This is a genomic window from Bdellovibrio sp. (assembly GCF_036384735.1).
Lineage (GTDB): Bacteria > Bdellovibrionota > Bdellovibrionia > Bdellovibrionales > Bdellovibrionaceae > Bdellovibrio.
Genome location: NZ_DASVLT010000058.1, coordinates 33,473 through 51,534 on the forward strand (window position 1 = coordinate 33,473; position 18,062 = coordinate 51,534).

16 protein-coding genes are annotated in these 18,062 nt (G+C 42.8%); 6 read left to right on the forward strand and 10 right to left on the reverse strand.

Features of this window, described 5'->3' with window-relative positions:
* Positions 1–130: 130 nt before the first annotated feature.
* Genes VF412_RS17695 through VF412_RS17705 form a run of 3 tightly spaced genes read right to left on the reverse strand, consistent with a single transcriptional unit; the run spans position 131 to position 2,889 of the window.
* Entirely contained in the window at positions 131–817 is a 687-nt protein-coding gene (locus VF412_RS17695; RefSeq protein ID WP_331340597.1) for an ABC transporter ATP-binding protein, read from the reverse strand.
* Positions 818–2,071 (reverse strand): ABC transporter permease, encoded by a 1,254-nt coding sequence (locus VF412_RS17700; protein ID WP_331340598.1) that lies wholly within the window; start codon positions 2,069–2,071, stop codon positions 818–820.
* On the reverse strand, positions 2,068–2,889 hold the full coding sequence (locus tag VF412_RS17705) for an efflux RND transporter periplasmic adaptor subunit (RefSeq protein WP_331340599.1): 822 nt from the start codon (positions 2,887–2,889) through the stop codon (positions 2,068–2,070). The genes VF412_RS17700 and VF412_RS17705 overlap by 4 nt, the downstream gene beginning before the upstream one ends.
* Positions 2,890–3,039: 150 nt before the next feature.
* Between VF412_RS17705 and VF412_RS17710 the strand changes: the two genes are divergently transcribed.
* On the forward strand, positions 3,040–3,966 hold the full coding sequence (locus VF412_RS17710) for a universal stress protein (protein WP_331340600.1): 927 nt from the start codon (positions 3,040–3,042) through the stop codon (positions 3,964–3,966).
* Between the two features lie 87 nt (positions 3,967–4,053).
* Complete coding sequence (locus VF412_RS17715; RefSeq protein ID WP_331340601.1) at positions 4,054–4,515, forward strand: Hsp20/alpha crystallin family protein; 462 nt, start codon at positions 4,054–4,056, stop codon at positions 4,513–4,515.
* A 40-nt stretch (positions 4,516–4,555) separates the two neighbouring features.
* Here the strand turns inward: VF412_RS17715 and VF412_RS17720 are convergent, their stop codons facing one another.
* Positions 4,556–5,914, reverse strand: coding sequence for an MBL fold metallo-hydrolase (locus VF412_RS17720; protein ID WP_331340602.1), 1,359 nt, complete (start codon positions 5,912–5,914; stop codon positions 4,556–4,558).
* A 120-nt stretch (positions 5,915–6,034) separates the two neighbouring features.
* Here VF412_RS17720 and VF412_RS17725 point away from each other — a divergent pair, with 120 nt between their 5' ends.
* Together VF412_RS17725 and VF412_RS17730 are read left to right on the forward strand one after the other, a co-directional pair.
* Positions 6,035–6,631 (forward strand): hypothetical protein, encoded by a 597-nt coding sequence (locus tag VF412_RS17725; protein WP_331340603.1) that lies wholly within the window; start codon positions 6,035–6,037, stop codon positions 6,629–6,631.
* 23 nt (positions 6,632–6,654) lie between these two features.
* Positions 6,655–6,984 carry a rhodanese-like domain-containing protein gene (locus VF412_RS17730; RefSeq protein ID WP_331340604.1) on the forward strand — a complete coding sequence of 110 codons (330 nt, stop codon included), beginning with the start codon at positions 6,655–6,657 and terminating at the stop codon, positions 6,982–6,984.
* A gap of 23 nt (positions 6,985–7,007) precedes the next feature.
* Here the strand turns inward: VF412_RS17730 and VF412_RS17735 are convergent, their stop codons facing one another.
* The 4 genes from VF412_RS17735 to VF412_RS17750 all read right to left on the reverse strand — a co-directional run bounded on the left by VF412_RS17735 (position 7,008) and on the right by VF412_RS17750 (position 13,803).
* Positions 7,008–8,285 carry a hypothetical protein gene (locus tag VF412_RS17735; RefSeq protein WP_331340605.1) on the reverse strand — a complete coding sequence of 426 codons (1,278 nt, stop codon included), beginning with the start codon at positions 8,283–8,285 and terminating at the stop codon, positions 7,008–7,010.
* A 189-nt stretch (positions 8,286–8,474) separates the two neighbouring features.
* Positions 8,475–9,449: a hypothetical protein gene (locus tag VF412_RS17740; RefSeq protein WP_331340606.1), complete on the reverse strand. Its 975-nt coding sequence runs from the start codon at positions 9,447–9,449 to the stop codon at positions 8,475–8,477.
* 75 nt (positions 9,450–9,524) lie between these two features.
* Positions 9,525–10,775, reverse strand: a complete 1,251-nt coding sequence (locus VF412_RS17745) for a phosphatidylserine/phosphatidylglycerophosphate/cardiolipin synthase family protein (RefSeq protein ID WP_331340607.1) — start codon at positions 10,773–10,775, stop codon at positions 9,525–9,527.
* A gap of 61 nt (positions 10,776–10,836) precedes the next feature.
* Positions 10,837–13,803 carry a PAS domain S-box protein gene (locus tag VF412_RS17750; RefSeq protein ID WP_331340608.1) on the reverse strand — a complete coding sequence of 989 codons (2,967 nt, stop codon included), beginning with the start codon at positions 13,801–13,803 and terminating at the stop codon, positions 10,837–10,839.
* 123 nt (positions 13,804–13,926) lie between these two features.
* On the opposite strand from VF412_RS17750, the gene VF412_RS17755 reads away from it, so the two are divergent.
* Both VF412_RS17755 and VF412_RS17760 read left to right on the forward strand, forming a co-directional pair.
* The gene (locus VF412_RS17755; protein ID WP_331340609.1) at positions 13,927–14,361 is read left to right on the forward strand and encodes an NUDIX domain-containing protein; all 435 of its coding nucleotides are present in this window, start codon (positions 13,927–13,929) and stop codon (positions 14,359–14,361) included.
* A 561-nt stretch (positions 14,362–14,922) separates the two neighbouring features.
* Positions 14,923–16,194 carry a divalent metal cation transporter gene (locus VF412_RS17760; RefSeq protein ID WP_331340610.1) on the forward strand — a complete coding sequence of 424 codons (1,272 nt, stop codon included), beginning with the start codon at positions 14,923–14,925 and terminating at the stop codon, positions 16,192–16,194.
* A gap of 39 nt (positions 16,195–16,233) precedes the next feature.
* Here the strand turns inward: VF412_RS17760 and VF412_RS17765 are convergent, their stop codons facing one another.
* Both VF412_RS17765 and VF412_RS17770 read right to left on the reverse strand, forming a co-directional pair.
* Positions 16,234–17,454, reverse strand: a complete 1,221-nt coding sequence (locus VF412_RS17765) for an MFS transporter (protein WP_331340611.1) — start codon at positions 17,452–17,454, stop codon at positions 16,234–16,236.
* A 2-nt stretch (positions 17,455–17,456) separates the two neighbouring features.
* Positions 17,457–17,930, reverse strand: a complete 474-nt coding sequence (locus tag VF412_RS17770) for a MarR family transcriptional regulator (RefSeq protein ID WP_331340612.1) — start codon at positions 17,928–17,930, stop codon at positions 17,457–17,459.
* Positions 17,931–18,062 lie beyond the last annotated feature (132 nt).

The window sequence follows — 18,062 nt, forward strand, 5'->3', positions numbered from 1 at the left end:
AGAGATCGCTTCGATGTTTTCATAGTGTTGATGCAAGGACCACTTAAAAGAATCTCTTTGCATCAATGCATATCAATTTTGGTTGAATTTTCTATTCCTAGAGACGGTGCCGTTTGTCACCGAACTTAAGTCAAAGTGGGGCGGGGATTGAAGCGGAGTCCTCGACTAAAACTCCGTCGCTCAGTCTGAGCTGACGCTGAGCCATGCTTGCAAAGTCGGGATCGTGAGTCACCATGATGACCGTCGTTCCATCGTCTTCATTGCATTCTTTTAAAATTTTCATGACGATGTCCGCATTGGCACTATCCAGAGCACCTGTTGGTTCGTCAGCAAATAAGTATTGCGGCTGCATGATAAGGGCACGAGCGATTGCGACCCTTTGTGTTTCTCCTCCTGAAAGTTGACGGGGATAGCGTCCAAGTTTGGAAGTGAGCCCAAATTTTTCAATTAGCTCTTTTGCGCGTCCCTTTCGCTCGTCTTCACGGTGAAGCTTGAGAGCAGGTACAAGGATGTTTTCTAAAACTGTGAGTTCTGCAATTAGATAGTGAAATTGAAATACAAAACCCATTTTGACATTGCGAAACCAGTGAAGTTCTTTGGAATCCATTTCTGCAATGTCTTTGTCCGAGATCATGATCTTGCCACTGGTTGGATTGTCCAAAGAGCTCATGACATACAAAAGAGTGCTTTTTCCGGCTCCGGATCGTCCCGTAAGTGCCACAAATTGACCATCAGGAATGGAAACTGAAACGTCTTTTAAGACTTCGATAGGCGGTGTACCAAATGATTTGCAGACATGATTGCAGATAATGCCCATTTATCCTCCGGTTCGAATAATTTCGATGGGGGTCAGTTTTCCTGCGGCTCGGGCAGGGAGGATGCTGGCTAAAGAAACAGAAAAAAGAGCCATGAAGGTTGCTTGCGCAAATATTTCCCAAGTTAAAGAGATGTGCAGGGTGCCGTTAGGATTTGATGGTGTTGGAAGCATTAACGGCACACTTTGCAAAAGCTTGCAGGTCAAATATCCAAAAAGAAGTCCCAACACTGTTCCCGCAATTCCTACCATTAAACCTTGCATGAAAAAAAGCATGACAATATCAAACCCGTCGTATCCTAATGCGCGCAAGATGGCGATGTCTTGGCGTTTTTGGTTCACAGTAATATTTAGGATATTATAAATGCCAAACCCCGCTACGATGAGGACTGTGAGTATCATAGAATAGCGCAGAGCCGTTTGAATTCTAAAGACAGACAAGATATTCGCATTTTGGTCGCCCCAGCTTTCAACACGTTCCGGGGAACTTTGTGACCAAGTTCTTGCCATAAAATCAGCATTTCGATAGTCGCGCAGTCGCACTCCTATTTCATTGACTTGATTCGGCGTTAGATTGGCGCGTTGAACGTCATTAAGTGCGGCATAAGCCTGAAGATCCATTCCCCGATTGCCAGTATAAAAGCGACCCACAATTTTAAATGGTATTCGTACAGGATTGACACCCACAGAGACATAAATAATTTGAGTGAGGCTAGCTCCTAAGCGTTTTGCTAACTCATCGCCTAGAATAATTCTATTACCGCCGCCACCAATGTCCGTGAATTTTCCTTGAATCATATAATTTGCAATTGTTGTGACTCTTGCTTGTTGTTTTGGATCACAGCCGGTCACGGTCGTGCCGACCGAGTTTTTTCGAAGCGATATCAATGCTGGCGCTGAAAGTTGGGGAGTGAATGCTTCAACGCGAGGATCTTGGGAAAGTCTTTGATACCAAGTTTGTGGACTCTGTATTTCTTGATATCCCTCAACCCCGGCTGGAGCGCCTTGCCATCTGACGTAAATATCGGGTCCCCCAAAGAAAGGCTTATCGAGAATATGTGCAGTCAGATAATCTTTTCGAGCCTCGATATGAACTTGAGCGGCATTATTTACCAGCTGGTCGACAATGAAACTTTGAAATCCAACAAAAAATCCAGACACTCCGACATATGCTAGTGTGCCAAAAAAAACTCCTAAAAGAGTAAGAATGGTTTGGCGCCTTCGTTCTAAAAGATATTTTATTGCTATAAATATCATTGGCTCACCTGTCTGCGGATAAGTAAGCGGTCTCCGGGGGCGAGATCTCCTTCAAGAATTTCTGCCCATGTTCCATCGGTCACACCGATCTTGACGGGCACGGACTTAGGCAGACTGCGACCGCGTTTTCTCCAGACTGAGCCATTTTCAAAAGCCACGACGGGGATTACGAGAGAATTTTCGTGGGTAGCGATGACAATGGCGACATCACAAGTCATCTCCGGCAAAATTGAACTTGGAAGATTCAGAGAATCAATTCTTGCTAAAAAATTTCCTGCATAGGAATAAACGGCACTGACTGTTCCTTCAAAAACAGACTCTCTTAAAGAATCAAAGCTGATTCGGGCCTTTTGACCTTTCTTAACCCGTAAAGCACCTTGCTGTTCCATCGAGACGACAATATATCGATTCTGTACGTCTGTAAGAATAAGAAGTGGTGTGGTTGTATATGTATTTTCACCCAAACGATAAGGGTAAAAATTTACGATCCCGCTGAAGGGAGCTCTAAAAACAACATCACTCCCAATTTCAACCAGGGGAGCACCCTTCCTGACAGAATCTCCTTCGTTGACATAACTCTTTTCGACACTGCTGCCCACGAGGGGATTGATAGAATATCTGTGATAGGCAGTTACCGTGCCGATTCCATAGACCGCATCAATGATAGTGGAACGCTTGAGGGGGGCGGAGAGCTGCCCTTCAGATTGTCTAAATATTCTTTGGACGACGATCATCGCGAGGATGAGCAGTAAGAATATAGAAATGCTCAAAAGCTTTCGCTTGTTGACCCATTCAAAGATCGCTCTGAACTTCTCCATAGATTGTAGATATCACTGTTCTTGTTGAGCTGATATGAGATCTTTGACAGGAATCAAGGCAATGCTCCAGTGTCAAAAGACCTCATCAAGAAATCGCAAAAAAATGTAAGATGATTGTGAGGACCAGGATGTTTAAGCACTGGAAAAATTGTGGAAAAGTTTATTCTATTAGCCGATGATTTAGGCGATCAAAGTGAATCTGGAATTTTAAGATCTCAACTGCTGCAGGATCTGGCGGCAAAACTTTGCGAGCGATTGAATCAGAATTTATGGGCGCTTTATGTCGACAGTAATCCAAAAACAGGCCTCCCTGTTTTTGATGAAAAGTTAGAAAGACAAAAACAAGAAGCTCTTTCAACGCTAGAGGAAATCTTAAAAAGAAATCACATCAATTTTAAGATCGATTGCAAAAGCGGCGATCCAGCATCTGTTATTTTAACGGAAGCGAAGGAGTCGGCGCGTTTGGACTTTGTTATTCTGGGGGCGCAAAAGAAAACTGGATTAAAAAAAGCTCTTTTGGGAAGTGTTTCTGAAGAGGTTGTTCGACATGTCCAGGTGCCAGTTCTTGTATTAGGTCCAGAGGCTCAGCGGCACAAATTTAAAATTCGTGAGCCTAATGCAATTCGAATTTTATTTTTGAGCGATTTAACTGCGGCAAGTTCCTTGGCAGAAGAATTTGCACTTAAATTTGCCGCAAGGTTGAACGCCAGCCTAACGTTCTGTCATTCTGTTGGGCATAAGATTTCACATCTGAAAGAAATGATTTATTCCCACCGAGTGAGTACCAAAAGTGTCGATCTCATTCTTAAGGAAATTAGTGAGCGCGCAGAAGTGGATTTAGCAAAAAAAATTGAGCAACTTCAGACTAAAGGCCTCAATGTGCAAAGTCTTTTGCTGAAAAATGAGGAAGATCTATCGATGAACATCAACAGTGTTGTTGATGAGAAGTACGACATCATCGTGATGGGGACCCACAGTCGTGGTAAAATTCTAACCTCCTTTCTTGGAAGCACTGCTCGCAATCTGGTGTTAAGTTCTGCGGTTCCTGTGCTCATTGTACGTTCCCCTCTGACTTAAAGTGGGTTTGTTTTGAGGCACTAGGACTTTCGATTTCTTCCGGATCAATCGTTTAAGATTTAATATTAAATAAAAAAAGGAGGATGTATGGCCAACTTACCAACATTTTGGAAGGAGCATTTTTCTTCAAATCCGCTCAGCGAGATATCAAGTTTTCAAAAACGGATTGATCGAATGATGAATGAACTTATGGAATTGCGGGGAGGAAGCTCTGATTCCCTCATGGATTTTTCTCCGTCGAGCGAAATCACTGAAGAGGAAAAAAATTATCTATTAAAGGTAGATTTGCCCGGCGTGAAAAAAGAGGACGTAAAGGTCGAAGTGTCCGGCGATACGATGACAATCAAGGCTGAACGAAAAACGGAGAAAGAAGAAAAAGGAAAAAAACGATTCCTGTCCGAGATTTCATACGGCTCTTATGTTCGAAGCTTCACTTTGCCACAGGCAATAGACGAAAAGAAAGTCGACGCAAAATTTGAAAACGGAGTGTTGCAGGTATCCATTCCAAAAATTGAAAACGCAATGTCAAAACAGATCTCTATTCATTAAAATAGGACCTCTAGGAAACCATTTGGACAAATATGATTTCCTAGAGGACTTCATAAGACGAATTTAAGATAGGTATGACCGCTGAGATTTTTAATTTTTCTTGAAGTGCTTTGCGCAATTCATCTGAGGCGGAAGGCTCTCCATGAACTATGAAAGTTTGTTTTGGTGGTTTAGGCATTAAAGAAACCCATTTTACAAGCTCCTCCTGGTCGGCATGAGCTGAAAAAGAATCTGAATTAAGAAGGCGAGCCTTAACATCCATATAAGACCCATGGATTTTAATTTTTTTCTGCCCGTTCACTAAAGACCATCCACGAGTTCCGGCAGATTGAAAGCCAGGAAGCAATATCGTATTTTGGGGATTATCGCCAAAAGCCTTTATGTGATGTAAAACCCTTCCTCCCGTAAGCATCCCGCTTGACGCGATAATCACACAGCTTTCAGTAGTTTGATTTAGTTTTTTTGAATCCTCGGCAGAGCCAATGAAATGAATTTCTTTTAAGCTTTCTTTGAAGTCCTTTTGTAAACCGTTTTGATCCGGTAGAAATTCTCCATACAGCGCGCAGATCTCCTGACCCATCGGAGAATTGAAGTACACTGGAATTTCTTTGGGAATCTGGCCCTGCTGTTTTAACTTATGAATTTCGTAGATCAAGTTTTGTGAACGACCTAATGCGAAAGCGGGGATTAAAAGGATACTTTTTCTCTTCCACGTATCTACAATTAGTTCGGTTAGAATTTCACTGGAAGATTCGGATGAGTGAAGTCTGTCTCCGTAAGTAGACTCAATGATAAGATGGCTTACATCGCCAGGGGGATCTGGAGGAGGCATTGTTGGATCGTTGTATCTACCAAGATCTCCTGAAAATAAAATGTGCTTGTTGTCAGCAGAAATCAAGATCGAGGTGGCCCCTAAAATATGACCGCCTAATCTGGCCGTCGCTTGAAATTCACCAATCTCGGTTTTTCGATAAAGCTCTAAAGATTTAAATAAAGGAAATACTTTTTCCACATCATCTAGATCGAAAAGAGGTTTTGCTGGACTGTGTTTTGAGAATCGCTTTTTATTTGCGTAATCTGCTTCTTCCATTTGAATTTTTGCAGCATCAAGCAGAACAATTTTGGCAATTTCCTTGGTGGGGGAGGTGCAGAAGATGGGGCCTCTAAAACCTTGTCGAACGATTAACGGCAAAGCGCCACAATGGTCCAAGTGAGCGTGAGTGAGAATGATAGCTTTAAGTTGCTTGGTATCGACATCAATCTTATCCCAGTTAAGCAAGCGAAACTGCTTTAAACCTTGGAACATTCCACAGTCGATTAGAATTTGCTCGCCATTATGACTAAGTAGAAATTTGGAACCAGTCACCGTTCCGGCTCCGCCTAAAAATGAAAGCTCCATTAGAAACCCCCATGTCATTTTGTCTTATAAGATTGCCTGGGACAAGTTGTTTCATTGATTTATATGATTATTCACGAGAGCATGATTTGCATTACTTTCCGTAAAGCATAGGGTGGTGGCATGACATCGGAGCGGTATAAAGTCGAGAATGGCCTACAAATCATTGAGATTAAAATCTCTGAGACTGATCAGTTGTTCGATTTGCGAGATCCCGCACCATTTCGCGAGAAGGACTTGGACGAAAATTTCACTCGCTATCTCGAGGGAAGCCTTGACGAACTTTCGCTTCGCCGACCGATCAAGATTCAAATCTACATTGAAAAAACAAAAGGTCAGTTGCCTCCGCAGATAATTAAAGAAGCGATTCATGAGTATTTTGAATATCAAACCATGATGAAACAGGCACAATTAACAAAGCATATGAAGATGGCCCAGCTGTTTCTTGTCATTGGAATTTCAATTCTATCTATATGTCTTGGCATAGCTCATTGGATTAGATCTTTTGACAGCGAGATTATAGTCACTACTTTGCGAGAGGGCGTTGTGATATTTGGCTGGGTTTCTATGTGGAAGCCTATTGAGCTCATTTTATTTGATTGGTATCCGATTTGGGATCGTATTCGTGCTTATCGCAGACTTGCCAAAGCGGAGGTGGAGATTTTAGATAATGAAAACTTAATAGCGACCTCTCTTCCTTCTCAAGCGCCGAGGGACTAAGATACGAGTAGGTAGGAGGCGTTATGAAGCTGGCACTGATGGCGCTCGTATTATTTTTTCAAGTGGGGTCTGCCTTCGCGAAGCTGATTATCTTGGATGTGCGAACTCCTGAAGAATATTCTCAGGGACACATAGATCACGCTTTAAATTACGATGTATTAAACCCTAATTTTAGTGACAGAGTTTCTTCATTAAAGCGAAGCGATACCTACAAGGTTTATTGCAAAGGTGGAAAACGGGCAACCCAGGCTGTTCAAATCATGAAGGAACTTGGCTTTAAAGATGTCATTAGCTTAGGCGGGTATGAAGATGCGCAAAGGGCATTTCACACCGATATGCCTAACGAACCGTAACCAGATCGATTGAGTTATTAATTTTAATTGAAGGAGTACCAAAGACTCTGCACCGCAGGCGACATTCTTTTTTTCAAATTATCGTTGCTATTGAGTTCGCTGCGTATTTGTTTTTGATATCGCTGAATGATAGCGGGTAGGTTTCGAATCATCAGTTCGATATCCTTATTCGAAGTGATCAGCTTTAAAGGACCAGGTATGGTGGTTTTCAACTGATCAATGAATTTTTTCTTTTGATCTGGATCACCAGATAGAGCGTATTTATATTTATTGGCAAGAATATCTGGATTTGCGCGAGGAACATATTCTAGTGATTTATACTCACCAATAGACCTGCCATTCAATAATACTTCATAAAGATCTTTAAGACTTTGCTGAACTGCTAATGTAGGCATCAAAATCACAGGATCCATATCCGTAGAGCAAACCATCATATGACCATCCGAGTGAGTCCACCAAGCATCGCCACGAGAATTCGCAACACTCAGGCCGATTTCATTCATTTGTTCATCGTGAGAGTTATTGTCATGTAAGACAATAGCCATGGCATCGCCTCGAAGTGTCTTAAATAGGCCCGACAAATTATTTTGAGCAAACTGACGAACTTGCAGACGTGGCACGTCCACATGCCCTGCAGCGAATAAATCCATGAGATAATGATCTGCTACAGAATTAACGAATACAGATCTGCGGAAATAATAATCCGCAGCAGATAGTTTATTTTGTTGGCGCATCTCGAAAGATTGCTGTGCTAATTGAAGAGCTTGAGTGTGCTCTCTGATATAAGCTTTCACGGCACCCCAGCTGAAATGATCAAAGTTGTCTTCGGCAAGAACCAGATATTCTTTTGAGTTGATCAAATAAGTCCAATTGCAGTCGGGAAAATTAAGCTCAGGATGTTCGCGTTGTTCAAACATCACCTTGCCCTCTTTGTCCATGCATCGAAAAATATTATTCATTCCACCGGCTGCGATATTTTCGAAGTTATTCTCTTCAAACATATGATCGCCGGATTGATAGAAATCACCAAGGGCTGCCATTTGTCCATAAGTGTAGCTTGCTTTTTTATCGTAACGTAAAAACTTAGCGGGACAGAGATTTGCCGGAACATTCATTTCAACGCAGGTATTTTTAATAGCTAGATCGCCAAGATAAGAATGCTCGGCCGCATCCCATTTCGCTGACAGAGTGTTTTTAGGTTGAATAGCAGAGTCAGAGCTTGGGCAGCTAAGACTTGATATATGTTCCGCCGATGCTGAACCTGACAGGATGAAAATCGCGATGAAGAAAAACGCTCTCAAGGTGGCCCCCTAGAGAACTGTTCGGACCTAGATCTATAAACTTAATATTGCTCAGATACCTTTACGCGAGACCACTGAAAGTCTAGACGCCAGGCTTGTTTCATATAGAGATATTTCTGGGTATAAAAAAGCCTATTCAGGAAAGAATAGGCTTTGAAGACACTCTTATTGGAAATTCTAAAATAAAATCTAGAACATATTAATAGTAGCGCTCAGTGCAACATTCGTCAAAGACGGCTCCATTTGATCAGGCAAGAACTGCACGTTTGGATATAGGAAGATATCACGAGTCAAAGCATAGCCAATTCCCACAGACTGATAGACCTTGTCGTGTACGTACACACCGGCATTATCAGAAGCGTAGTGCTCGTAGGACCACAGGCTGATCAAAGTTCTGAAATTCACTTTATCTGTGATTTGATATTCAAGGTATGGCGACAAGGCAAAAGCATAAGTGCTTTGTTGAGTTTTGAGATCTGCGATAAAGGTGCCATTGCCAGAATAAGAACCAGATTTGTTGAATCCTTGGAATTGCCCCATGATTGAAGCGCCTACAGAAAGACCTGTTGATCCGATTTCGTAAACGTTCTCTTGATCCACACCAAGCTGGTAGTCATAGCCAAAAGCCGTTTGATCCGCTTGAGTCCATTTCATTGCAGAGACTTGCAAAACGGATTGGATGCCGGTCCATTTGTACAAGTATTGGTATTGAAGGTATGGATTCATTACGTCTGTTGTCGTGCCGCTGTAATCGCGAGGGCCATTTTTTTCAAACGGAGCAATCCAACGTAATCCCACGCCTGCCATCAAACTGTTTTGAACGTTTAAGTTATACTTAACTGAAATCGATCCATCTAAGTCCGCCTTTACAGTATTTCCAGAGGCATCTGAAATGTTCGGACGATCTTGAGACAGGGGAGTATTAACAGTGCCACCATTGTAGTTAAACGCCGAAGCAATAGACCAGCGAGATGTCGAACCCGAGTAAGCACGCAAATTGTTATTCGTAATCAAGTCATCAACTTGTTCGCCTTGCGAAGGAGCTTTGTTGTTGCCCGTCGCTTTGGTCGTTGTTGTGTTTACTGTCTGAGAATCTTCAGCCAGTGCAAATGTTCCGGAAAATACCATCAGTGCAGAGACGGCTACCTTCGCCCAATTTTTCATAAACCCCTCTTTTAACAAAAGTTAAAACACAGCTTTATGGGGCCAATAAGCAGCGGAGTCAATAGATTACTGAGTTTATTTCGGTAAGGGTAATGTCTTAATCTGCATAAAAATATATGTCATCTTCTCCATAAGCATAAAGAAGCCTTCGACAAGGCGTTCGCGAAGAGTGATGTTTTCGACATTTCGGCTTTGCTCCCAGAGGTGATCAAAGCTGTGCTCGCTCCACATCGCAAGGTCTTGGTCTTTGGTGAGGAAACCTAGATCAATGCTACCTTCAAAGCTACGTTTGATAAAATCAGCACTGCTGCCATAGATAGTTTCATCAAAAAGACCAAATCGTGAATGATTAAACTGATTGCCGCCACCAAATATGCGAACGTCGATGCCGGCTTTTAAGAGGTTTGCTTTAAAATAAGAATTCTTATCCGCTTCCAGTTTCTTGTGCATAAACCATACAGGCATTTTCGAGGCACAAAGAACCACGCGAATATCCATTTCGGGATGGGCTTCTTTTTTGGCGATCAAAGCTTTGAGCACCTTCGTGTCGGTAGCCTCATAAATAGAAAGAAGAATTTTCTTTTGTGCCGCTTGAATCTCTTTTACAAGAACATCCTGGAAGTCAGGATATTTTGTTCCCGGTCCTATCATTAAGACAGAGTCGTCGTTGAATTGAATATTGGGATTTTCAGAAAGCTTATAGGGCTGTTCTATCCAAGAGTCCTTTGCAGCGGCGTAGTCCGAATTAAAGACCTCTTGCAAGCGTGATGTTTTCACTAAAGGCCCAAAGTATCCGACCTCAAAGTTATTTGGATGCTTTGAAAAATTCGCACTTCCCACATAGAAAAACTGTGAGTCAACGATAATGATTTTACGATGAAGAACAGCACCGGGATAGCGACGTGATTTAGCGAGGGCATCTGTGTCAGAGATGACATAGTCTACGCCCATTTTTTTAAGTTCTTCTAAAGTATCAAGCCACATTTTTCTATAACTGGAATTTTTCTTAATATGGCGTCCGTCAATCACGGCACGCACGCGAACGCCTTCTGAAGTTTTCCTCTTTAAAAGATCCATAAGTCTTTGATGAGGTTCAATGGACATTTCAATGTCCACCGTGGATTTTGCCTGATCGATGATTGAAAGAAGATGTTCTTGGATGTCGTCACCTAAATATGCGTATCCATTTGCCGTGTCTCGAATTGAGTCGTTGAAGATCTGCGAGCACTGAGGGCCTGCTGCCCAAGACAGTAAAGGGTTTAAAAATAGCGCCAGCGCGATTAGAGCAGGCACTAATTTGTCTCTCATCTGTCTAAATAGTGACATGGAAATCCCTTTAAAAGCGTTTGGCGTCTTTCAGAGGGATAATTGCAATTGAAAAGCCAAATTAAGGATTCACTTTAGCATCAGGACTACGAGAATCTTTGTTGCCGCCATAATAAGCAACGTGCTCGATGAGTGCCTTACGATTCACTGGTTTGCTAAGATAATCTGTGAAACCACTTTGCAATGCACGTTCTCGCTCCTCTTTCAGAGCATGAGCGGTTAACGCTACGACAGGTGTTTTAATTCCCATCTTGCGAATTTCGGCTGTAGCTCGATAGCCATCCATAATTGGCATCTGCAGATCCATCAGGATCAAATCGTAAGATTGTTTCTTAGCTTTTTCTAATCCAACAAGACCATTTTCTGCGATGTCCACAGAAGCTCCCGCCATCGAGAGGAAGCGACTGACCAGAACCTGATTGTCTACGACGTCCTCGACGAGCAAGACTTGAATTCCTGAAAGGCTGATAGTCTGAGGTTTCGCTGGCTCTTGCTTCTTTTGTTCAACATGATAAGTTTCGACGGAATGCTCTTTGATTCCTGAATCAATTGTGATTAAGAAGATACTCCCCTGTTCTCGGGTGCTTTCCTTCAGTACGACATCGCCGCCCAGAAGATTGGCGAGATTTTTGGAAAGAACTAACCCCAGGCCTGTACCTCCGTAGCTTCTGCGAGAAGAGATATCCGCTTGGCTAAATGGCTGGAATAGATGCTCAACCTGCGAGGCGCTGATACCAATACCTGTATCCTTCACAGCAAAGAAAATCTTTCTGCCGTCTTTTGATGATGAAATATCCACAGCGATGCTTCCATGGGGAGTGAACTTGATTGCATTTCCGACGATATTCACCAGAATTTGCCTTAAACGAAGAGGGTCCGTTTTCAAAATCTTCGGTACATTATTGTTAATGATGACTCGCAGTGAGAGACCTTTTTCAGAGGCCTTTAGGCTCATAAGCTGAGTGATATCAGTTAAGATTTCATCTAAAGAGACATATTTCCGATCGATGCGCAGTTTGCCAGCTTCGACTTTTGACAGATCAAGAATGTCATTGATGATATTGGATAGAAGTTCGCCATTCCGTTTGATGGAATTCATGGCCTCGATTTTATCTCCATCAGTTATATCAGAACTCATGATTAATTCGGAAAAACCAAGGACTGCCCCCAGAGGTGTTCTGATTTCGTGGGACATATTCGCTAGAAACGCACTTTTCGCTTCGTTAGCTGCTTCCGCCTCGTATCTGGATTTTTTCAGGGCATGTTCATGATATTTTTGATTGGTGATATCAGTTAAAACTACAACCACCCCTCGGACAGATCCATTTGGTGCAAGATCGGGAATATTTTGAACGCGTACCAAGCGTTCCTTGCGATTAGAGTAAATGGAGCTTTCTGTGATGCTGACGTGCCCTTCAAAAGCTTGCTGCAGAAACGGCATGATAGCCATTGAAGTTCTTGCGCCGATAATGTCTTCGACGTTCTGAGCGACGATATCGTCTTTATGTTTGTTAATCCATTTTGAATAAGTATGATTCACAAAGCGAAATTTGTAATTAGAGTCAACATAGACAACGCCCAAAGGCAATGCATCGGTAATTAAACGTAAAAGTGATTCGCTTTTACTTACTTCGACCGAGCGTTCTTCTACGCGACGTTCAAGCTCTTGATTGAGGCTTTTTAGTTTTTCCTCTGCTGTTTTGCGGTCAGTGATGTCTCGGGTGATTTTTGCATAGCCTGTGACTTTGTGATTTTCGTCATAAATGGCCGTGATTAAAACATTAGCCCAAAATGTTTCGCCATCTTTACGAACACGAAGACCTTCTTCTTCGTAACGGCCGTTTTGTTCTGCCAGCTCCAGTTCAAGTCGAGGATGGCGACGAGCATTGGCATCATCGGTGTAAAATATTGAAAAATTCTTGCCAACGACTTCGGCGGATTCATAGCCTGTAATCTTTTTTGCGCCCTCATTCCAGCTCATGATGTTGCCTTCTTTGTCCAGAAAGAAGATAGCGTAGTCTTTGACTCCAGCAATGAATTGCTGCATTCGACTTTCTGCTTGATAGAGATTTTTCTCGGTCCATTTGCGATGGATAAAAAAGCCAAGACGTAAGCCAATATCACTGATCAGTGTAAGTAAATCTTGGTCAACGGGCTTATAATTCGTACTAAAGAATTCAATTGTACCGACATAATCGCTGCCAGCGAGGACCGGGAAGCAGAGGCCACTCTTAAGGTGAGATTTGATAGCTTCAGAGATTCGCGGAAAATTTTTAAGTGTTTCTAATTTTTCGATCCATACGGGCTGACCGCTAAGCCATACCTGCCCCGGAAGCCCCATTCCCGCGGTAAAAGTCAGTTGTCTGCATCTTTGTTCGAACTCTGTGAATCCCGGAAGATCTTCGTACCAAAAATCACAAGATTTCAAGAGCATCTTTTCAGAATCGATACACCACAGGGCTGCGAACTGCCAATCGAACGCTTTCGCGATAATTTTGAAGATACGAGTGCTGGCTTCCGAGATATCGGCTGCTTCAGCTAATACCTGAGTAATTTCCAGCTGGGTTTTCTGAACTTTGGTAGCGCGCTTTTTATCAGAAATATCATGAATGAAGGCGTTGAAAATATAAGAGTCATCTTGTTGGTATGAGGTCACCGTCAATTCAACGGGAACGATGGTGCCATCCTTTTTCAGGGCTGGCAGTTCTATCGTTTTTCCCAGAATTTTGCCCTGACCTGTATTTAGGAAGGCACTTAATCCTATCAGGTGGGCCTTGCGATATTCTTTGGGTATTAAAAGATCTGGAAGGAAGTTCCCGATAGCTTCTCGCTTGGTCCAACCGAAGGTCCTTTCGGCCTGTTGATTCCAGATAAGAATACGACTGTCGACGTCGATAGATACAAAAGCATCGTGAGCCGTCTCAAGAATATTAACAACATCTGAAGGGCTGACCGAAACTTTTTTTCGGCGAGCTTTATGAAGGGCTTTCCTGAAAGAAGCCTGGAGGCTTTTGGCGAACTGACTCATGTCTTTATTCTATGTTGTTAACAGAGGGGATCAAATATTCCTCGCGGGTTCATGCTATTTCACAGCGGATAAAGATGAATAAATTCGTTTTGTTAATTTTTTTTGTACGTTAAAGTGCTGGATATGAGTGAAGGACACAGATTTTCCGCTGGAATTATTCCGTTTCTACATACTGATCCAAACTATGTGCTGATATTGCGCTCATACAACTATTGGGATTTCCCAAAGGGGGAGGTCGAGAAATCAGAAGACTTCCTTGCTGCCGCCAAACGAGAACTCTTTGAAGAAACAGGAATTCAGGAAGTCTCGTTTCCCTTGGGGATCGATTTTATTGAAACGGAACCCTATAATAAAGGAAAGATAGCGCGCTATTATTTAGGTGAAGTTTTATCGAAGAAAGTTGTGTTAGGGATTAATCCCGAGCTTGGACATCCCGAACATCATGAGTATCGTTGGGTGACTCTGGCCGAAGCAGAGACTTTGATGGTGCCTCGTCTTCTTCAGGTTTTAAAGTGGGCAACACAGAAACTACAGTCCTTTCCAAAGGAAGACCGTTGAAGTTTTCAAAAAAGCATTTTATTTTCTAGCTAATTTATTTTCTCGATGGAGCGTCCTTGAAAAAGCCTTTTTGGATTGTTGGTGTTGCCTTTGTTGTCAGTTTGAGCGTTCTTCTTATTCAAAATTTCTTCTGGGTAGGGCAAACCTGCGCGCTTGATCCGGCAACGGCTGTTTGTGAACAGCGATCTTTGATGCGCTCTTTTTATTTAGAGCTCGAGTCTTGTAAAGCCGGAATGGAAAAAAAAGCGGTGCCTTTTAGTTGCTCTAAAGGGCCTGCCATTGAGAAGATGGGCTCGCGTCTATCCTCGGTCGATACAAAATACATATCAGTCACAGATCAGCTAGAAAAGCGAAAGAGCTTACTGACTGCGACCTCGCAGCCGGTTGTCTTGATATTCCTAGCTTTTATTTTATTGGTCGTCATATTTTGGAGAGTAATCTCTTGGGTCTGTTGATCTTGCCATAATTTTTTTCGGGGAACGCCGCAGCGACATTGTATTCTTGCAAGACAGGCCCCTTTCTTCTTTAATAGGAATCAGATGCATCATCAATTTTCAATCAGTGGGAGGCAGCATAGAAAGCTCTTCAGCAGAGAATGAATCTGTCCTAAAGAAATTAGGCCCTGGTTTGATCACCGGCGCCGCAGATGATGACCCCAGCGGGATTGCGACTTATTGTCAGGCGGGTGCTCAATTTGGATTCCACATGCTGTGGAGTGTTTTGATCACTTATCCATTGATGGTCGCTATTCAGATTATCAGTGCTCGCATTGGGCGCGTCACGGGTCAAGGTCTTGCCGCAAATATCAGTAAGTTCTATCCACCATGGATTTTGTATTTATTAATAAGCCTTTTTTTAATCGCAAATACAATCAACATTGCTGCCGATGTCGCCGCAATGGGTGACTCCATGGTGTTAATTGTCGGCGGGTCGGCGAAACTTTATGCGTTGTTATTTGGTTTGTTCTCTCTTTTGTTGCAAGTGTTTATTCCTTATCGCAAATATGTTTATTTTTTAAAATGGTTGACGCTGTCGTTGCTAGCTTACTTTGGGACCGCTTTTGTTTTGAAGGTTCCATGGGGTGTAGTCTTACACGATAGTTTCCTGCCAAAGATTTCTTGGCATAAAGACTACGTGACTACAACTGTTGCTGTCTTCGGGACAACGATCAGTCCGTATTTATTTTTCTGGCAAGCCTCGCAAGAGGTCGAAGAGGAAAATGAAGAACAAGACAGCCGGTCTTTAAAAGAGGCCCCGCAGAAAGCAGATTTTGTTTTAAGACGCATTCGCTTGGACAATTATATTGGAATGGGATTTTCCAATTTGGTGGCATTTTTTGTGATTCTAAGTGCGAGCCTGACTCTTCATCAAAGTGGGCTCTTAACAGTTCAAACTTCGGCAGAAGCGGCAAAAGCTTTAAAGCCTATCGCCGGTGAATTTGCTTTTCTTCTGTTCAGTCTTGGAATTATCGGAACTGGTTTGCTTGCGATTCCCGTTTTGGCGGGCTCGGCGGCCTATGCTGTTGCTGAATCATTTCACTGGAAAAGCAGTCTTGAGTTAAAACCTTATCTGGCTAAAAAATTTTATTCCATCATCGCAGTCGCCACATTGGTAGGTGTTGGCTTGGGATTTACGTCGATTAATCCTATTCAGGCTCTTTACTGGAGCGCTGTTATTAATGGCGTGATTTCAGTTCCAATCATGGTAATTATGATGTTGATGGCGGCGCGTTCAGACATTATGGGTGAAATTGTTATTCACCGCACTCTGAAAATTCTAGGGTGGGGAGCCATCCTTCTGATGTTGACGGCTGTTGTGGGAATGTTTTTGTAAACGAGACTATATTGGTGAAAGTATAAGAAATCAGCAGTCTTAAGAAATTTTCTTTCTTGTTCCTAGCAAAGCAATAGCAAATAAAACCGCAGCACAAATCGCAAACACATAACGAACGTCCATAAAATCAGTTAAAATTCCTGACAGAATTAAGCCGATAATTTGAGCGCTAAAAACAACGGACTGAACGCTGCTGCCAATACGGCCCATCAGATTTTGCGGAGTTTCCCTTTGAATAAAAGTCTGTGCGGGAATCACTATGGCTGCCACAGAGTTTCCAACACAGAACGTTGCAAACATTGTTACTGCGATATGAGGAATCGCAGCCATTAAAATTAAGCTCAATGCGACTCCAGAAAGTCCGAACAAAATCAATTTTTGTCCAGAGTGCTTTCCTGCGACGAGGCGAATCCAATTGCTTCCAAGCAAAAGTCCAAGACCAATCATGGCGCTGGCAAAGCCGAACATTCGGGCACTGACATGCATATTTTCACGAATATAAATGGCAATCAAAGGGCCGAAACAACCGATTGCAAATAAAGCTGCCGCCAAGGCTGACAACACAAAGGAAACAACAGGATGACGGGTGATGAACAAAATTCCTTCGCTCATATCTGTGAAAACTTTGCGAGCGCCTCTTTCAATTTCGCCTTGAGCATGTACAACAGCAGGGCGTTTGATAGCCACTGAAGAAATAAAAGCAGCTGAGGCTAGGAAGCTCACTGTATCAATCAGGTAACATGAGCTAGCACCAAAACTTGCTACTAAAAGACCGGCAAGTCCAGGACCGATAATTCTCATCGCATAAATCACCTGTTGCATTAAAGAGTTTGCGGAAAGAAATCCCTCTTTTGGAACAGAGGTGCGAATCGTGACAGATTGTGCAGGGCTAAAGAAACTCGAAACCACGCTGAGCAAAGTGAGAATCAAATAGAAATGCCAAAGTTGAGTGGCCACAAGTAAAAGCAAGGTCAAAACCCCGCGAATTAAATCACTAAAGACTAGCACGGGCTTTAAAGGCCAACGATCGACAAAGACTCCCGCAAACGGGCCCACTAAAACCGTCGGCAAAAGATAAGAAATTTGCACCCAGGTCACTTGCGCCGGTGTGCCATGAAGTTGAAAGGCGACAACGCTTAAAACGGCAAACAACGCTAAGAAGTCACCGAAAGTGCTTACGATCTGCGCGTACCAAACCCGGCGCATTACAGGAATTTTTAGAACATCACGAACCGACAGAAGGGAGGGATTGGTGCTCATAACTATTTGCCTCGAGATTTTCGTGCCATCTTCACGGGAAGAGAAGGATCACTTTCTAGATTTACAATAAAGCGCTCAAGAAACCCCTGAAACGTTTCAAGTTCTGCAGTGGAAAAGCCAGTCATCATTTTTTTAAAAACTTTCATGCGCTCAGGGCTGGCTTTTTCGATAAGGCCTTGTCCCTTTTTAGTCAGGTCCAATAAAAGAATTTTTTCGTTGGATGAATGTTTATGGCGCTCAATAAATCCGCGCTTTTCTAACCCAGTAATCAACGTCTGGGTCGCCTGGGGAGAAATGTGTCCAAGTCTTGCCAAATCCGCTCCGGTCATGGGACCTGTTTTTCTAGCGACGGAAGAAAGGACAAACATTTGCGCTGATGTCAGGTTGTAGGGACTGAGGGACGCGTCCATGTCTCGTTTTAATAAAAGAAGTGATTTTTTAAGTGTCTGTGCGACTTCGAGAAGTTTATCGTTCATAAATGAATATTATCAACAAATTGATAATATTGTCAACTTGTTGATAATCCGATAATTGCGCAAAAAAAAGCCACCGGGTAGATGAAGACTCCGGTGGCTTTTATGAGCTATGCTTTGAAAGAAGCTTGGAAA